This is a genomic window from Desulfoplanes sp. PS50 (assembly GCF_053851535.1).
Genome location: NZ_JBSPZA010000014.1, coordinates 1 through 16786, shown reverse-complemented (window position 1 = coordinate 16786; position 16786 = coordinate 1). Strand labels below are relative to the sequence as shown.

Annotated in this window: 17 protein-coding genes and 1 tRNA gene; 7 read left to right on the top strand and 11 right to left on the bottom strand. The window is 45.7% G+C overall.

Translation table 11 applies throughout. From position 1 onward, the window contains the following. Nucleotides 1-63 precede the first annotated feature (63 nt). The 10 genes from rapZ to ACTVJH_RS07835 all read right to left on the bottom strand — a co-directional run bounded on the left by rapZ (nucleotide 64) and on the right by ACTVJH_RS07835 (nucleotide 8663). Nucleotides 64-945 (bottom strand): RNase adapter RapZ, encoded by an 882-nt coding sequence (gene rapZ, locus ACTVJH_RS07880; protein ID WP_455989192.1) that lies wholly within the window; start codon nucleotides 943-945, stop codon nucleotides 64-66. 3 nt (nucleotides 946-948) lie between these two features. Next, entirely contained in the window at nucleotides 949-1398 is a 450-nt protein-coding gene (locus tag ACTVJH_RS07875; protein WP_455989190.1) for a PTS sugar transporter subunit IIA, read from the bottom strand. A 3-nt stretch (nucleotides 1399-1401) separates the two neighbouring features. Further along, the gene (gene hpf / locus ACTVJH_RS07870; RefSeq protein ID WP_455989188.1) at nucleotides 1402-1941 is read right to left on the bottom strand and encodes a ribosome hibernation-promoting factor, HPF/YfiA family; all 540 of its coding nucleotides are present in this window, start codon (nucleotides 1939-1941) and stop codon (nucleotides 1402-1404) included. A 108-nt stretch (nucleotides 1942-2049) separates the two neighbouring features. After that, nucleotides 2050-3495: an RNA polymerase factor sigma-54 gene (gene rpoN, locus ACTVJH_RS07865; RefSeq protein ID WP_455989186.1), complete on the bottom strand. Its 1446-nt coding sequence runs from the start codon at nucleotides 3493-3495 to the stop codon at nucleotides 2050-2052. A 145-nt stretch (nucleotides 3496-3640) separates the two neighbouring features. Next, nucleotides 3641-4363: an LPS export ABC transporter ATP-binding protein gene (gene lptB, locus ACTVJH_RS07860; RefSeq protein ID WP_455989184.1), complete on the bottom strand. Its 723-nt coding sequence runs from the start codon at nucleotides 4361-4363 to the stop codon at nucleotides 3641-3643. A gap of 4 nt (nucleotides 4364-4367) precedes the next feature. Next, on the bottom strand, nucleotides 4368-4904 hold the full coding sequence (locus tag ACTVJH_RS07855; protein WP_455989182.1) for an LptA/OstA family protein: 537 nt from the start codon (nucleotides 4902-4904) through the stop codon (nucleotides 4368-4370). Nucleotides 4905-5137: 233 nt separating this feature from the next. Beyond that, nucleotides 5138-5692: an LPS export ABC transporter periplasmic protein LptC gene (lptC, locus tag ACTVJH_RS07850; RefSeq protein WP_455989180.1), complete on the bottom strand. Its 555-nt coding sequence runs from the start codon at nucleotides 5690-5692 to the stop codon at nucleotides 5138-5140. A gap of 6 nt (nucleotides 5693-5698) precedes the next feature. Beyond that, the gene (locus tag ACTVJH_RS07845) at nucleotides 5699-6220 is read right to left on the bottom strand and encodes a KdsC family phosphatase (protein ID WP_455989178.1); all 522 of its coding nucleotides are present in this window, start codon (nucleotides 6218-6220) and stop codon (nucleotides 5699-5701) included. Continuing rightward, nucleotides 6210-7019 (bottom strand): 3-deoxy-8-phosphooctulonate synthase, encoded by an 810-nt coding sequence (gene kdsA, locus ACTVJH_RS07840; RefSeq protein ID WP_455989176.1) that lies wholly within the window; start codon nucleotides 7017-7019, stop codon nucleotides 6210-6212. The genes ACTVJH_RS07845 and kdsA overlap by 11 nt, the downstream gene beginning before the upstream one ends. A 9-nt stretch (nucleotides 7020-7028) precedes the next feature. Further along, the gene (locus ACTVJH_RS07835) at nucleotides 7029-8663 is read right to left on the bottom strand and encodes a CTP synthase (RefSeq protein WP_455989174.1); all 1635 of its coding nucleotides are present in this window, start codon (nucleotides 8661-8663) and stop codon (nucleotides 7029-7031) included. A 276-nt stretch (nucleotides 8664-8939) separates the two neighbouring features. Between ACTVJH_RS07835 and ACTVJH_RS07830 the strand changes: the two genes are divergently transcribed. From ACTVJH_RS07830 to ACTVJH_RS07810, 5 genes are all read left to right on the top strand, one after another. Further along, nucleotides 8940-9749: a phosphoribosylformylglycinamidine synthase subunit PurQ gene (locus ACTVJH_RS07830; RefSeq protein ID WP_455989172.1), complete on the top strand. Its 810-nt coding sequence runs from the start codon at nucleotides 8940-8942 to the stop codon at nucleotides 9747-9749. A gap of 47 nt (nucleotides 9750-9796) precedes the next feature. Next, nucleotides 9797-10342 (top strand): tRNA adenosine(34) deaminase TadA, encoded by a 546-nt coding sequence (tadA, locus tag ACTVJH_RS07825; protein WP_455989170.1) that lies wholly within the window; start codon nucleotides 9797-9799, stop codon nucleotides 10340-10342. Between the two features lie 69 nt (nucleotides 10343-10411). Continuing rightward, nucleotides 10412-10502, top strand: a tRNA-Ser gene (locus tag ACTVJH_RS07820). Nucleotides 10503-10595: 93 nt separating this feature from the next. After that, complete coding sequence (locus tag ACTVJH_RS07815) at nucleotides 10596-11897, top strand: tyrosine-type recombinase/integrase (protein ID WP_455989168.1); 1302 nt, start codon at nucleotides 10596-10598, stop codon at nucleotides 11895-11897. Between the two features lie 305 nt (nucleotides 11898-12202). Then, entirely contained in the window at nucleotides 12203-13036 is an 834-nt protein-coding gene (locus ACTVJH_RS07810) for a hypothetical protein (RefSeq protein ID WP_455989166.1), read from the top strand. A 17-nt stretch (nucleotides 13037-13053) separates the two neighbouring features. Here ACTVJH_RS07810 and ACTVJH_RS07805 read toward each other — a convergent pair whose 3' ends face one another. Further along, nucleotides 13054-13980: an ImmA/IrrE family metallo-endopeptidase gene (locus ACTVJH_RS07805; protein ID WP_455989164.1), complete on the bottom strand. Its 927-nt coding sequence runs from the start codon at nucleotides 13978-13980 to the stop codon at nucleotides 13054-13056. Between the two features lie 450 nt (nucleotides 13981-14430). Between ACTVJH_RS07805 and ACTVJH_RS07800 the strand changes: the two genes are divergently transcribed. Further along, entirely contained in the window at nucleotides 14431-14643 is a 213-nt protein-coding gene (locus ACTVJH_RS07800) for a helix-turn-helix transcriptional regulator (RefSeq protein ID WP_455989162.1), read from the top strand. 187 nt (nucleotides 14644-14830) lie between these two features. Further along, complete coding sequence (locus tag ACTVJH_RS07795) at nucleotides 14831-16678, top strand: DUF927 domain-containing protein (protein WP_455989160.1); 1848 nt, start codon at nucleotides 14831-14833, stop codon at nucleotides 16676-16678. Nucleotides 16679-16786 lie beyond the last annotated feature (108 nt).

The following is a 16786-nucleotide window of genomic DNA, read 5'->3' as shown; positions in this document are numbered from 1 at the left end:
TTGCGAGCCCTATTCACCGGCGTGATATGGCCAAAATCCATCCATGGCCCCTGCCCTCATGCATCAGCCAAGTTCCAAATGACGATGCTCAAGGGAGACGATAAATCCCTTTTGGCGCAAAAACGTGTACATCAATTCCGTAACCGTCACGGACCGGTGACGGCCTCCTGTACAGCCAAAACCAATGGTCAATCGATACCGCCCCTCGTTGGCATACAACGGCAACAAAAAGGTCAAAAAATGCTTGAGGTTGTCCATAAATTTTCTGGCAAAATCCTCGGAAAGCACATAGGCGGCCACAGCGTCATCCTTGCCGGAAAAAGACCGAAGCTTCTCATCAAAATAGGGGTTGGGCAAAAATCGCAGATCAAAGACATTATCCGCCTCTGCCGGAACCCCGTATTTAAACCCAAAAGAGATGAGATGCACCCTGAAGCCGGAGGCACTTTTCTTGAAAAAATTCCATTGCTCCTGAATTATGCGGCGCAAATCATGAACCGAATATTCACTCGTGTCCACCACAAGATCGGCACTCTCTCTGATGGGAGCAAGGATTTCTTGCTCCTTGTCAATGGCCTGCTCCAATCCTGCTTCCCTGGACTCCAGGGGATGAGGACGCCTCGTTGTGGCATAGCGGCGCAGCAGGACCTCGGTTGCGGCCTCGATAAAAAGAATCTTCGGGGTTACACCAAGCTTGTCCAATTCCTTCTTGGCAAGCAGCCACTGCTCCATGAAGTCGACCTGTCGAAGATCCATTCCAAGGGCAATCCCCCTGTATTTACAGGTCTTCTCACCTGAAAACAAGGTGACCAAGGCGGTGACGATACTCACCGGAAGCCCATCGACACAAAAGAAACCGAGATCTTCCAGCACATTGAGGGCCGTACTTTTACCTGCACCTGAAAGACCGGTCACAATGACAACAGGGGGATGGCTGGGACTCACAAGCTAGACCTCTTTGAGCAGGTTGCACAAGGTGGACCGGTCAGGTGCCTCGAGAAACGCCTGCCGGAAGGATGCGTCCTGGAGAAGACGGGATATATGGGCCAAAATCCGCAGATGCATGCCGGCAACATTTTCCGGTGCCAGAACAAGAAAAAAAATCCGGCAGGGTTTGTGATCCAGGGCCTTGAAATCAAGTCCCTCGACACAACGGCCAACAACAAGTTTAACGTCCTGGATCCCCTCGAGTTTGCCATGAGGAATGGCAATACCGTCTCCGATACCCGTGGTCCCGAGTTTTTCCCTGTCACGAAGAACTGAAAGAATCTTATCTTGAGGAAGACCGGGCCAGGCGCTCTTGAGCGGTTCAATAAGTTCGGCCAGGACCTCCTCCTTGGTCCTGGCCTGTAAATCTGCGATTACACATTCGTCATCGATAAAATCAGCAAGTTTCATGTATTAAATCCCAGGATCGATAAGACCAAAATCTCCGTTTTTGCGGCGATAGATCACATTGACCCGTTCTGTTTCAGCATTGAAAAAAACCAGAAAATCATCTTCGAGATTGTCAAGCTGCATGGCCGCTTCATCCACTCCCATGGGCTTGGGGGAAAAGCGATCAGAGCGAACAATGGTTGGAGCCTGTTTTACAGGTTCACTCTCATCCAGCATATCGAGATCGATTTTTCCAGCTCCCCCCTTTTTCCTGTTTTTCTTACCCTTGTCACGAGAACGCCGGACCTGGGCTTCAATCTTGTCGAGCAACAAATCGACTGTAGAGTACATGTCCTCACTCTGCTCATTAGCCGATAATCGGAGGTTGTCACCGGTGAGAACCACATCGGCCCGATGACGGAATTTTTCCACTTCAAGATTGACCTGGAGATCTGCATTCTCCGAATTGGGCACATACTTGGCAAGTTTGCCAAAACGCCCTTTTGCATACTCGCGCAGATGATCCGAAGGTTCAAAGTTCTTGAAGTTGAAGCTCATATTCATAGAATACCTCCTGGATTAAGGTGGGTACATGACAACACATCTATGCAGCCCGAAAGACGGCTCCAAGAAAGATTCCGTTCGCTCTCAGAAAACACGTTTCCCTGGAAATCAAAAAAACTTCTTCCGTCTGGAAGACGATTCAATATTAAGGGCCGAACGATATTTGGCCACTGTCCTGCGCGCTATATTCACTTCAAGGATATCCTTGAGCATTTTGGAAATCTTTTCATCGCTATGGGGTTTCTTGGGATTTTCCTGTTCAATGATCTTCTTGATGGCCACTTTGACGCTTTCTGAGCCGACCTGTGAGCCATCATCGAGATCAAGCGCGCTGTTGAAAAAATATTTGAGTTCGTAAATACCATGCGGCGTGGCCAGATACTTGTTGGTCGTGATCCGGCTCACGGTTGACTCGTGCATATCGATGTCTGCGGCCACATCCTTGAGGATAAGAGGCCTGAGTCGTGATGACCCGTGCTCGAAAAAATCATGCTGGAACTTGAGAATACTTTCAACCACCTTGAAAAGTGTACGCTGACGCTGCTGCAGACTCTTCATCAGCCACTGGGCCGCACGCATTTTTTCATGAAGATACGAGGAATCCTCCTTGGTCGTCTTGCCCTGCATGGTTTCCATGTAAAAAGGATTCAATTGCAGTTTCGGCAACCCATCATCGTTGAGAACAATGATGAAATCATCGTCATACTTGTACACATAGGCGTCCGGGCTGACATAGACAGAGGTGGACGATCCATAACTCGCACCGGGCAGAGGATCGAGCGAGGTTATCACGTCAAGATATTCCTTGAGATCGTCCTTGGAAAGCTTGAACTTGCGCAAAAGAGGCTTGTATCTGCGCTGTTCAATATCCTCGAGATGATCCTCGATCAGGGAACGAAGAATAGGATCATTATCCCCCACGGCATCGAGCTGAATGTGTAGACACTCTTTAGCCGTACGAGCCGCGATGCCTAACGGGTCGAAATGCTGGACAACATCGAGAACACGTTCCAATTCCTCAGTGGTTACCTGAAGCTGTTTGGCAAGGTCATCTACAGGCGTAGCCAGATAGCCCGACGAGGTCAGGTTGCCGATGATCAGCTCCCCAATACGGCAGTCTTCCTCATTGATATCGGAAAGATGGAGCTGCCAGAGAAGATGTCCCTCAAGGGAAGGCTTTGCCGAGACCCGCCCTTCATAGGAGCTGATCTCTTCCAATGATTCACTCTCGTACCCCTGAACCTGCCTGGTGGTGCTTGAAAAATCTCCGAGATAATCTTCCCATTCCGCATTCTTGAGAAAATCCTTCTCTTCTGTTGCAAACTCCTTGCGCTCGTCCTGCCCCTTTTTTTCAGGCTCCTGGTCTTTTTCCTGATCCCCCTTGTTCTCACCCAAGGCCTGTTCATCGAGCAAGGGATTTTCAAGCAGTTCTTCCTGAATCACATCAAGAAGCTCGACCCGGGAAAGTTGCAAGAGCTTGATCGCCTGCTGCAACTGCGGTGTCATGACCAATTGTTGGGTGAGCTTGAGATTCTGTCGTAATTCCAAAGCCATAAGTAGTCTCGTCGCGGAAGGACTGCCCGGGAACTGCACGTTGCCCGTAGTAAAAAGATGCCATGAATTATTTCAATAAAATGCGAAAATCATCAAGATTGCCACTATGTAACTTGTGCCACAGAAGAAGCCCTCTTGCAATCACCTAAAGTCTGAAATCTTCTCCAAGATAAATCTGACGGGCCTTGGGATCGTCCACTATCTGTTCGGGCTTTCCATCAAGGATGATCTGTCCATCATACACAATAGAGGCCCGATCACAGATGTTGAGGGTTTCTCGGACATTGTGATCCGAGATGAGTACGCCGATACCCAGATCCCGCAACGACCGGATAATCTGCTGGATATCCTCCACGGCCAGGGGATCGATTCCGGCAAATGGTTCGTCCAGTAAAATGAAGGTGGGTTCCTGGATCAAGGCCCGGGCTATCTCCAACCGTCTGCGTTCCCCACCGGACAAAAAGGCCGCCTTCTGATCCGCAAGACGGGATATCCCGAGTTGCTCAAGGAGCAGGTCAGCTTTTTCATTGCGATTTTTTTTGGATAACCCGGTATATTCAAGAATGATCATCAGGTTCTGACGGACAGTCAACTTCTTGAAGATCGAACTTTCCTGGGGAAGATAGCTGATCCCGCTCTTGGCCCGTCGATGCAGGGGCCAATGGGTGATCTCCTGGTCTCCGATAAAAACCGATCCCCCATTGGGGCGAATGATCCCGACGAGCATGTAAAAGGTTGTGGTTTTTCCGGCACCATTGGGACCAAGCAGACCAACGACCTCTCCATCTTCGACCTGGATGGTTATCCCCTTGACGACCTGCTTTTTACCAAAAATCTTGACAAGATCATGAGCCCTGAGAATCGCCATAGAATCACTTCACCTGATCCGGCCGGGAAAAGAAAATCGCCTCGACCCGTTTTTTGCCGCCAACGACTTCACTGCGATTCTCACGGATATAGAGTTTGATGATCTCTCCACTGATCTTGTTCTTGCCATCCTCAAGGCGTGGATTCTCTTCCATCTGGAGCATTTCCTCTTTTTGGAAAAAAATCGCTTTGTCACAAAACCCGCGTTTACCCTGACTTTCAAAACGAACATCTTTCAGAGCAACGATTTTTTCCACGTTGGAAAGATCCTGCTCGGGATTTTTGTTTGTACCTGCCGTTTCTGGCCCATCGGCCTGATTATTCTCTGAAAAATAGATGATCAGCTTATCGGACCAGAGCTGAAAATCCTCACGCACCACATGGACATCGCCTTCAAAAACAACCTCGTTGTGATCCGGATTGTAATACATGCTGCTTGAGGTGATGGTGGTGGGCACTTTGGTTTCTTCGGCAGCTGCCCATCCCGACCATAAACAGATCGTTGCGGCTGCGACGATGGTGTAAAGCAAACAGGTTTTCATGAAGACGTCCTCACGCCATGTTTATGACAGGGCTTGGGTACACTACCATGTTACGGTTGTAGAACAACCACAAAATAAAAAATTTACAACAGAACAAAATATCTAAAAGACAGGCAGCTACCATTACTAATGCGGCCAAGCCGCAGTTTGAGGTTTTAGATTTTAAGTTTTAAGTTCAAGCGGTTATAAAATTTTCTTGTTTTTTATGGCAGACTTTCACGAGTAAGGTACTATCATTGCTGGATGGGGTTTGACTGGGTCACGACTACCGCCTGCACATGACCATGGGCCTTGAGATTTTTTGTTTCAAGTTCCACTAAGCCCGTATCCGCTGTCAAAACCATATCATCCTTATGAACTTCCACACGGTCTTTGAAAGAAAGCTGCGAATTGGTACCATTATAGTGAAGACGTTGCGTGATCAAGCGGCTTCCCTGATGCAGGACAACCACGTTGGACCAGATATCGGCCTGATCGTTTTTCTGATCGATCCTTCCATGATCACCGGTGACATACACGGGATCATTTTCCCCTTCCTGGAAATAGACGATATCAGGATCGGTGACCATGACAACACCTTGTTCCTTTTGGTAATCCGCATGCGTGGCATTAAGCGTCCACAAAAGGCGTCCACCCCTGCCCTGACGCAACACAATGCCCTGCAAGGAGAGATCCATATCCACCGAGGATTTCTCTTTGACTACCGGGACGTCTTCTCGGGCATACCGTATGACCAAGGTAATCCCTAAAAGAGCGACGGCAAGGAGAAAGAGAATCGTTTTTTTCATACTCGATCAATCAGCCCAGGTTCGCCAGAGTCGATCCAGAGCATTCTGGGATTCGAGGATGAAGCGAATGGCCTCTCTGACGGCCCCGTGCCCTCCCCGGTACTGTGAGGTCCAAAGGGCCAGTTTCATGATTTCGGGCTGGGCGTTGGCAACCGCCATGGGCAGGCCGACAACCTCCATGGGCCCGACATCGACCCAATCATCCCCCACATAGGCCATTTGTGCAAAGGATATTCCTGATTTTTCACTGATTTCCTTAAGAACCGGAATTTTGTGATGGTGGCCGGGATAGTAGTATTCAATGCCCAATTCTTCGACCCGGGTTGCAACAGCCCGGGAATTGAGACCGGAGATGACTCCGATGGCAATCCCCGCGCGCTGGGCCAGCTTGATGCCCAAACCATCCTGGACATTGAATCGCTTCAGGATTCTTCCTTCCTGATCATAGTACAATCCACCGTCGGTCAAGACCCCGTCGACATCGAGAACGAGCATGCGAATCCCGGCGGCACGCTTTTTAGCAGGCATGAGGCACACTCCACAGGGACATCAATTCCCTGAGCAGGATCCTGGTTTTTTCAAGGGGCCAGCTGTTGGGACCGTCACACAGGGCATTATCCGGATCAGGATGAACTTCCATGAAAATCCCACTGCATCCTGCGGCAGCTGCCGCCCGGGCCAGCAGGGGAACATATTCCCTGCGCCCACCCGAGGCATGCCCTTGACCACCGGGAATCTGTACCGAATGGGTGGCGTCAAAAATGACCGGACAGGCAAAGTCCTTCATAATGGCCAGGGATCTGAAATCGACCACAAGATTATTGTACCCGAAAGCTGCCCCCCGCTCGGTAAGCCAGATCATCTGGTGTCCCACCGAGCGCATCTTTTCAACAACCTGCTTCATATCCCAGGGAGCAAGAAATTGCCCTTTTTTCACATTGACGATCTTTCCGGTCTGTGCCGCTGCCAGCAAAAGATCGGTCTGACGGCACAAAAAAGCAGGAATCTGAAGGACATCTGCGACCTCACCCACCCTGGCGGCCTGCTCGGGAAGATGGATATCCGTTATGATGGGCAAACCGCTCTGCTCCCTGATCTGCCCAAGCCAATCCAGCCCTTTGTTAAGCCCGGGGCCCCTGAAGCTGGTCACCGAGGTTCTATTGGCCTTGTCAAAGGAGCTCTTGAAGATAACCGGCAGCCCAAGCTCCCTGGAAATGGCGGCGAGCTCCAAGGCAGTATCCCTGGCAAGTTCGAAGCTTTCCAGAGCACACGGGCCCGCTATGATGAAGTGTCCTGTGGACGATAGGTTGAAGAGTTCGTTTGTCATATAAAAGAATTATTTTTTGTACTCAATGGTCGCCCTGACAAATTCACGAAACAGGGGATGAGCGTGCAATGGGTTTGAATTAAACTCAGGGTGAAACTGACAGCCCACAAACCAGGGGTGATCCTTGAATTCCACGATCTCGACCAGGGTCTCGTCAGGGGAATACCCACTCAAGATCATTCCTCCAGCTTCGAAGGCATCCGCATAGGTTTTGTTGAATTCGAAACGATGTCTGTGCCGTTCGCTCACTTCACGCTGCTGATAGGCCTCATAGGCCAAGGTGTCCTTTTTAATGATACAGGGATAGGCCCCCAGTCGCATGGTTCCACCCTTCTCGGATTCTCTGTGCCGAACCTGCAAACTCTGCTTGTGAACGTCAAACCATTCCTTCATCAGATAGATGACCGGATACGGGGTGTTTTCATCAAATTCCTCGGAATTGGCTTTTTCATACTTGAGCACATTACGGGCAAATTCAATGACAGCACATTGCATGCCCAGACAAATCCCGAAAAAGGGGATTTTGTTTTCACGGGCATATTTGATGGTCTGGATTTTTCCCTCAACCCCCCGATTGCCAAATCCCCCCGGCACCAGGATTCCCTTGACCCCGGCCAATTTCTTGGAACAATTTTTGGCTGTGATCTCTTCGGAATTGACATAGATCAGATCAACGGCACAATCATTGGCTACTCCACCATGGACCAGGGCCTCGTGCAGACTCTTATAGGCCTCTCTGAGATCCACATACTTGCCGACAATGGCAATGGATGTCCGACCCGAAGGATTGTGGATTTTCCTGACCAGATTTTCCCAGGTATGCAGGTTCGGATTCTTGGCGGAAAGTCTGAGCAGAATGGCTATCTTCTGATCAACACCCTCGTCGTAGAGACTCATGGGGAGATCATAGATGCTCTCGACGTCGATAGCCGTAAATACCGCGTCCTTGTCCACATTGCAGAACAGGGAAATCTTGGCCTTGATCTCGTCGCTCAGGTCGATTTCGGACCGGCACAAGATGATGTCGGGCTGGATACCGATGCTGCGCAGTTCCTTGACGCTATGCTGCGTGGGCTTGGTTTTGATCTCGCCGGCCGTCTTGATGTAGGGGACCAGGGTGAGATGAATGTAGAGCACGTTGTCCTTGCCAAGATCGGTTCGGAGCTGCCGGATGGCCTCGAGAAAGGGCTGGCCTTCGATATCACCGATGGTTCCCCCGATTTCAACGATGGCTACATCCAGATCATCGTTGGCAACACTTAAAATGGAGGATTTGATCTCATCGGTGATGTGCGGAATGACCTGCACGGTGCCCCCGAGATAATCTCCCCGCCGTTCCTTGGAAATGACCGTATGGTAGATTCTGCCGGAGGTAAAATTATTGGCCTGACCGAGATGCTGGTCGAGAAACCGTTCGTAATGCCCGAGATCGAGATCGGTTTCCGCCCCGTCGTCGGTCACGTAAACCTCTCCATGCTGGAAAGGGTTCATGGTCCCGGGATCGACATTGATGTAGGGATCGAGTTTCAAGATGGTCACGTTCAGCCCCCGAGCCTTGAGCAAGGTGCCCAAAGAAGCGGCCGCCAATCCCTTACCAAGGGAGGACAGAACCCCCCCTGTGACAAAAATAAATTTGGTTTTCATACTTCCCCGCAAGTTCATGTTCCGGCATAATCATTACATAAAATAATGGGCCACCACTACCGTGCGGCCCACCCAAAAAGACGAATACAGGCTGTCGAGCATTGGAGTCATTAGACAATGATTTTTCACATTGTCAAGAATCTTGAAACTTCAAATATTCCTTGCTTCTTGTATCCATGAAAGCTATTTGGGAAGACCGTTTTGTCTTTTGTGAAAATATCAAAAACACCCTGATTTTCACCGGGTGTCTTTATTGTACACACTCCAGGAGGATCGATGGCCAAGGTCAAAACCTTAGTCATTACCGGATACGGTACCAATTGCGAAAAGGAAAGTGCTTTTGCCGCTCAAAAAGCCGGTTCCGACCAGACCGATATCGCCTATTTTTCCGATCTCGTCGCGGAAACATACTCGCTGACCGACTACAATTTCATCATCTTTCCGGGAGGATTCCTTGATGGTGATGAACTGGGCGCAGCCCAGGCAGCAGCCCTGAGATGGCGATACGCCAGGACAGTCTCCGGGATTTCCCTTGAGGAAGAGATCAAAAAATTTCTGGCCTCCCAGGGAATCATTCTTGGCATCTGCAATGGATTCCAGCTTCTGGTCAAACTCGGACTCCTTCCTGCCGCCGGCGGAAGATATTTTGAACGTCAGGTCTCTTTGAGTCACAATGATTCAGCACGGTTTGAAGACCGCTGGGTGCATCTTAGGTGCAATCCCGATTCTCCCTGCGTGTTCACCAAGGGACTTGATCAGCTCTACCTGCCGGTACGCCATGGTGAAGGCAAACTCATCGCCAAAAACGAACACGTGCTGACCGAGCTGAGACAGGCCAACCTGATCGCCCTGCAGTATATTGACCCCAATACCGGAAAACCGACTCAGAACTATCCGGAAAATCCCAATGGCTCTCCCCTGGCCATCGCAGGACTGACCGATCCTTCGGGACGAATTTTAGGACTCATGCCCCATCCCGAGGCGTACAACCACCCCACCAACCACCCTGCCTGGACCCGGGGGAAAACAACCATCCTGGGCACGGCGCTCATGGAACGGGGTATTCAATACCTGCGTAGATTATAGGCCGATGGAACCCTTCTCCCAGCGCGAGATACCCCTTGCCTCCCGTTATGGAATTCATTAAGGAGTCACCTCCAGGCAGTTGGTCCAGCTGGGATGAACCCATGGATCTGGCATTGTTGCAGGCACAACATGCGGCAAAAAAGGATGAGATCCCGGTTGGTGCGGTTCTCATTGACAGTGACGGACAGATCCTCGGCCAGGGATACAACCAGAGTATCACCCTGCATGATCCAACAGCCCATGCGGAAATCCTGGCCATCCGCCAGGGATGCCTTTGCAGGAAAAATTACCGCATCCCGGGAACCACGCTGGTAGTTACGCTTGAACCCTGTCTCATGTGTCTTGGCGCGATCATCCATGCGCGCATCCAAAGAGTGGTGTACGGGGCAGGCGATCCAAAAACCGGTGCCATCACCTCGCGCATGCAGGGGGCCAATCTTTTTTTTAGCAACCACCACTTCGAGGTGGTCTCAGGAATCCGGGAACATGAATGCAGCCGCTTGCTGACCGATTTTTTCAAAAAGCGGCGCGCACAAAGAAAAGCTGCTTCCAAAACAGCCTCCGAAACATCCAGCGATCTTTCTCATCAGTGATTTCATTAGTGAAAACGTGAAAATCACCACCAGGGGCAGAAAATCACCGCTGAAAGCCCCTAACATAATGGAGAGGTAGCGAAGTCCGGCCGTAACGCGCTCGACTCGAAATCGAGTTACCCGCAAGGGTACGTGGGTTCGAATCCCACCCTCTCCGCCATTTGTACTTCCAAAGAAAACCCGATTATTCCAAGATATTTGTAAATAAAGGAAAAATCGGGTTTTCTTTTCCATAATAATCCAAGTTAATCCATTGACAGCCATCAAAAAAATGGGGCAACAAGTAGGGCAACTTTTCCTTTTCAATCATTTTTGGAAAAAGTTGCCCTATTTTTATCTTTACTATCTGCAAAAACAGAGGGTTCAAGATATGCTCAAAGATATTCAGATTAAGCAGCTCCCACCTCCGGAAGATGGCAAAAAAGGATACAAGATCCATGATCAAGGTGGACTTTTCTTGGAAGTACCCCAAAAAGGGTCCAAAAGATGGCGCTTTCGATATAAATTTCAAGGGAAGTCCCAGCAAATCAGCTTAGGGATATACCCCAAAGTCTCATTAAAAAAAGCCCGCGAAGAGCATCGTGCGATGCTTGATTTGCTGCATGAAGGAAAAAATCCCTCAACTTTCAGAAAATTACAAAAATACTTTGTGGGCGAAACAGTGGAAGAAATTGGTCGTGAGTGGCACAAAAAGTATCGTCACACTTGGACAGATAAGCATGCTGACACAATCATCTACAGACTTGAAAGCAATATCTTCCCTTACATTGGTAATCGTCCAGCAAAGGATATCGAGCCTCCCGAACTATTGGCCTGTCTGCGCAAAATTGAAACCCGTGGTCATCTAGAACTAGCGCGCAGAGTTAAACAAATTTGCGGGCAACTATTCCGCTATGCAGTCTCAACAGGAAAGGCCTCACGTGATATAACGGCGGACCTTCGTGGTGCCATTCCTCCTTCCAAAACGAAAAATTTTCCAACCATCACAGATCCAAAACAAATTGGAGAGCTTCTCCGTAAAATTGATCAATATCCAGGCATGTTTATTACCCGCCAAGCCCTCAAGCTAGCTCCACTCGCATTTGTACGACCGGGAGAATTGCGACACGCAGAATGGCTCGAAATTGATCTTGAAGCAAGAGTGTGGAAAATTCCTGCTGAAAAAATGAAGATGAAGCAGCTGCATGTGGTTCCTTTAAGTCAGCAGGCTTGCAAAATATTCGAAGAAACAAAGCCGTTAACTGGCAGAGGTGACTATGTATTTCCTTCTCATGGCTCAAATGGAAAGCCTATGAGCGAAAATACTATCAACCAAGCCCTGCGAAGAATCGGCTATCCCAAAGACATCATATGCGGTCATGGTTTCAGAGCAATGGCAAGCACTCTGCTCAACGAACAAGGTTGGCTCGCTGATGCTATTGAAAAACAGTTGGCTCATGCAGAAAAGAACAAAAGCCGTGCAGCTTATAACTATGCACAATACCTGCCCGAGCGAACAAAGATGATGCAATATTGGGCTGATTATTTAGACTCACTGAAAGCACATACTTTTTAAGAAAACAGCAAACTTTTTGATTCTTCGTTATTTTGTATGAGTTAGCCGGCTATACCAGCATGCGTTTTCCACCTTTAGAGACCGGGATGGCATACGAAACCTAGCCAATCAACACCGAACGCCGAGGCCTTTGGGTGTTTCTCTGCGTTTCTCAGTCTTGACTACCTAGCCTTCGCATGCCCTGTAGACTTTTAGCAACGGCCCCCTGTGTCAGGAAAGATGTCACCTCAATTGATCACCCACACAAAAAAAACATCAAAAAACCGCTTTTTTTCTAGTATTTGCAAGTAAATAAGCATGTTAACATGAAAAACGAAAATTCAAACTACAGCGTCCCACATATAAATCAATGCAAATTTCTTAATGGACTTGATCTTTGCAGTCGCTGGAATGTTGATTGGAAGGATATCATAAATATGATGCTCTATGATGATCTTGAAACAGAAACCTACAAGAGATATATTAAAGAAAAGAAATTATATAAAATAGATGATTTTTTAAAAAAAACTTTTCAACGTAGCTATGACCCTTTTGAATCTAAAGATGGAGAGATATCATTCGCAATGTATTGTGAAATTATTCCTCCAGAAAATTTTGCGTTCGCTCTCGAAACCAGTATATGGCCCTACGAAAAAAAACATCCTATGTTAAAAGAAGCGGCCAGATCGTATTATGAGATGCAAAAAGTTTCATCTAATAAAATCAAGCGTGAAGATAAGTATCCTGAATATATTTATATGCCGCCCTTTTCGGGAACGAGAGAAGAGAAACAAAGACAAAAAGTAAAATGGTTCAAAGAACATGGAATAAGGAATTTTGACATCAAAAGATCTATTGTGAATGAGTCACAAAAATATTTCGAAGGCACCGAGAAATTTCAAGAATTATGCAAAACTTCAACAAGAAGAGTTCATGTATTTGAAGACTTCCCTCCTTTCCTTGAACATTTTGACAAATCGATTACGAAAAATCGAGCAATAGCTGCTTTTTTAAAGAGCAAAAGGTTTCCTAATATTAAAATTGGTAAAATTTTAAATAAAAAAATCGTTGATTTAGGCACATATAAAACGACAGGATCTAGGTATGCTAAAGCAGGAAAAATTTTACTAGAGCAAATGTATCGAGAAGATAAAAAATAATATCGTAAAATAGATAACTATTTTTTCTTCCCTGTATTCTTGCACATTGATTCAATAATTCCTGCTATTTTTAGCATACGATTAAAATCAATTTCGGGAATATTACTATTTTTCCCTATATATGATTTTAAAAATTTTTCTGAGGAAGTCGAAATCCCAAGTCGATTACAAACAATAAAAGAAAGTGATTCCGCCTGGAATTCCTTGACATCTATTGCAAGATTCTCGTTACCCAACGATTCAAGTAACCCACCAACTATTTCTATTTTTCCCAAATGCCCACAAAAAAGATGCCCCACTTCATGGATCATCGTAGCCAACTTCATTTCATTGTCTAATCTTGGATTAATAGCTAGTTCATACCTGATTTCTCTTTTATATTCAGTAGACTCTTTCTTACTCAAAACATCACTAACGGTATCTATTTTTTTTACAACTGTACGATCTAATCTTTTTATTTCACCTGACAAATTTAATCCATAATTATAATTATGAACAACACTTACATGATACTTATCAATACCATTGATTAGATTTTCAGTATACAAATCAATTTTATTTTTTGTTTTTTTATGATTGTTGTTACTTTTCTTTGAAAGAATGTCTTCATAACCACTTATAACAGATGTGTCGCTTATATCATAAACAAATTGAACCGGACATCCTATTCTTATTATTGCTATAGGAACTGCATTTATATTCAAAAAACGTTTATGTTTTATATACCATTGTTCTTCACTTGCAACCATTGTTGCACCCGGTTTTTGACTGAAAATCAAATTTCGATTGAAAGGCGACAGGTGTCCATCTTCGCAGATAAACCTTAGTCTAGCCAAATACTCACGGGAATACCGGGCTGATACCGCCTTTGAATACATCTCTCTGAGTTTTTTTATTTCATCAACATCTTTTGCATCACGATTTATTGGTTTTTTAGGATCCATTAAAATTCTCTTTGAGATTATCGGTTGTTCGATGTCACTTACAACCCAGGTACACTAACTGCTAAACTGCTAGTTGACTTCCTAAAATTCACTTACCAAAATTTTGATAAGTGTCAATAAAACCTGATCCATAGCATCTGGATCAGGTTTTTTTTGTACTCGTCATAAACGAAGGAACATTCTCCCCCAAGATTCTCACTCGCCCGAGAGACGGGAGCATTAGACCACGGAACTAAGCCGAAAATTTTAACGATTTTATTGGGGTATACAGAAGTTTTTTTGTATACGGTGAAGCATACACAGATAAACATAATTAATTAATGGGGTTAAAGATGTTTTGAATTTAAAAAAATATTTTTTTGTCCTCTTGTGTCTACCCACCGGGTACATGCGAAATTTTACTCCAGCTTGGTTCGAACTGATCCAGAATAATCTAAAAAAGGAGTAAACATGAGCGTAAATTCTGAAGTTGTCCGCGAACTCCCTGCTGATGGTCTATTGCGAGCCTCGGAAGTCCTTCAGTATCTCCCCATCCGCAAGTCAACATGGTGGGCAGGGGTTCGGAGCGGAATTTATCCCCAGCCGGTACGCTTAAGTAGGAGAACCGTTGCGTGGAGAGCAACTGACATACGCCATCTCATCGATCACGGGATCGAAATATGAGTAATTCCCAAAAAAAGTCGGCAACTATTGCGTAGTTACCGACTTTTTGCAGGTAAAAATTCACCCTGCTAACCTGACTTTCTCAAAAAAGAAAAAGTGAAACCTAGAGAATTTTTCTTTATTCTTTTTCCCGAAGAAAGGCAAGGCGGCATACAAATTCATAAATGAGGTATTTATGAAAAAATGCATGAAAAACCAGGTTATTATGTCGACAAGCCCTGAAATGACTTCCCAGGAAAATATTGAATTACAAGACTACGCAACTATTTCAAAATTTCAAGAACACCTCGAAGAAAAAGGCCTTTTCCCTAGAGAAATAATTATTTCAAACGATATCCAGCGATTTTCGACTAATTCAGCAGACGACCTCACAGGATATTTCCAATTGTTGAGAAATGAGGATGGTTTTTTGGGAGGCTATTATGGAGACTGGAGAACAAACCAAAAGGGAATATGGTTATCACATCATATTAAAACGCTAAGCAAGAGCAAACAAAAAAAATTCAAACTTAATATTGAAGACGCCCATTCAATAGAAATTTATCACCAAAAAAAATTACAAGAACGCGCAGCACAAAAAGCTCAAAAACAATGGAGTTCTGCAACAGAAGTTGATGTTGATAATATATACCTTAAAAGTAAGCAGATCAAATCATATGGTCTACGACAAACAAAAAAAACTATTATAATACCTTTATTTAATAATTTAGGAAAAATTCAATCACTACAATATATTTTTAATAATGGCCAAAAAAGTTTTTTAAAAGATGGAATGATACATTTTCATTTTTTTAAATTACAAGGCAAAAAAGAATCTATTGTTATTTGTGAAGACTATGAATCAGCAGCGTCCGTCCATGAAGCAACAGGATATAATGTTATTATAACATTTATTTCTTCCAATTTCCTTCCTGTTGCCCAAAAAATTCGAGGAAATAATCCTCGAACGCGAATTATTATTGTCGGAAATAATGAACAGATAAAGTCCACTGACATCCAAAAGACAGATGCCTTCGAAGCAGCTAAAAAAATTAAAGCGGATTTTGTGATCCCAACGTTCAAGGAAAATCCATCAAAATCACAAAATTTCAACGAGTTAAGACGTCTTGAGGGGCTTGAGGCAGTCCGCGATCAGATCAACTCAGCTCTGCCTTTGGCCAATACCAACGAAAGTCCTTACGTATGCAAATCGGACGGTGTATACTACATGAGCACCGATTACGAAGACAATATAAAATTCGAGTATATCTGTTCTCCCATATCTATAATCGCAATGACTCGAAATATTGATAGTGAAGACTGGGGGCGTCTACTTGAAATTCAAGATCCAGACAAAATTTTACATAGATGGTCTATGCCGATGCATATGACTTCAAAAAAAGATGCGTGCATTTCACATCTTTTGAGCTTAGGACTTCATTTATCTTCAGAGTATAACTCAAAATATAGACTTTATGACTATCTTACGTCGACATATATCGAAAAAAGAGTGCTATGTGTCCCTAGAATTGGATGGCATGGAGATTTGTTTGTGCTACCATCCTCAAACTATGGAAACTCAGAGGAAGAGGTGGTGCTCCAAAGCCTACCCACCGAAAATTTGTTCTCACAACTTGGAACATTGGAAGAATGGAAAAGCAATATTGGCAGATACTGTATCGGAAACAACCGCCTGCAATTCGCAGTATCTTCAGCATTTGCAGCTCCCTTGCTCGAGCTGATTGGTTTGGGATCTGGAGGCTTCAACTTCGTTGCCGATTCTTCCGTTGGGAAATCAACTCTAGCCAAAATTGCAGGAAGCATCTGTGGAGGAGGAGGCCTCCACGGGTTCATCACATCATGGAGAGCGACAGACAATGCGCTCGAAGCAATTGCGACAAACCATTGCGACTGCCTTCTATGCCTTGATGACATGGGGCAAGCGCCTCCAAATGTGGTATCGGCTGCATCCTATATGTTGGCAAATGGACAAGGAAAAGCACGATCGAACAAATATGGAACAAATAGTCAATCTAGTGTTGCGTCCGTTAAATAATTATACTATCATAGCCTCCAAATCAAGGAGGCGAAATGGGCAGGTCAGTACATATAGAATTAACGCCAGAGGATCGGGCAACGTTGGTCATGTGGGCACGTTCTGGGA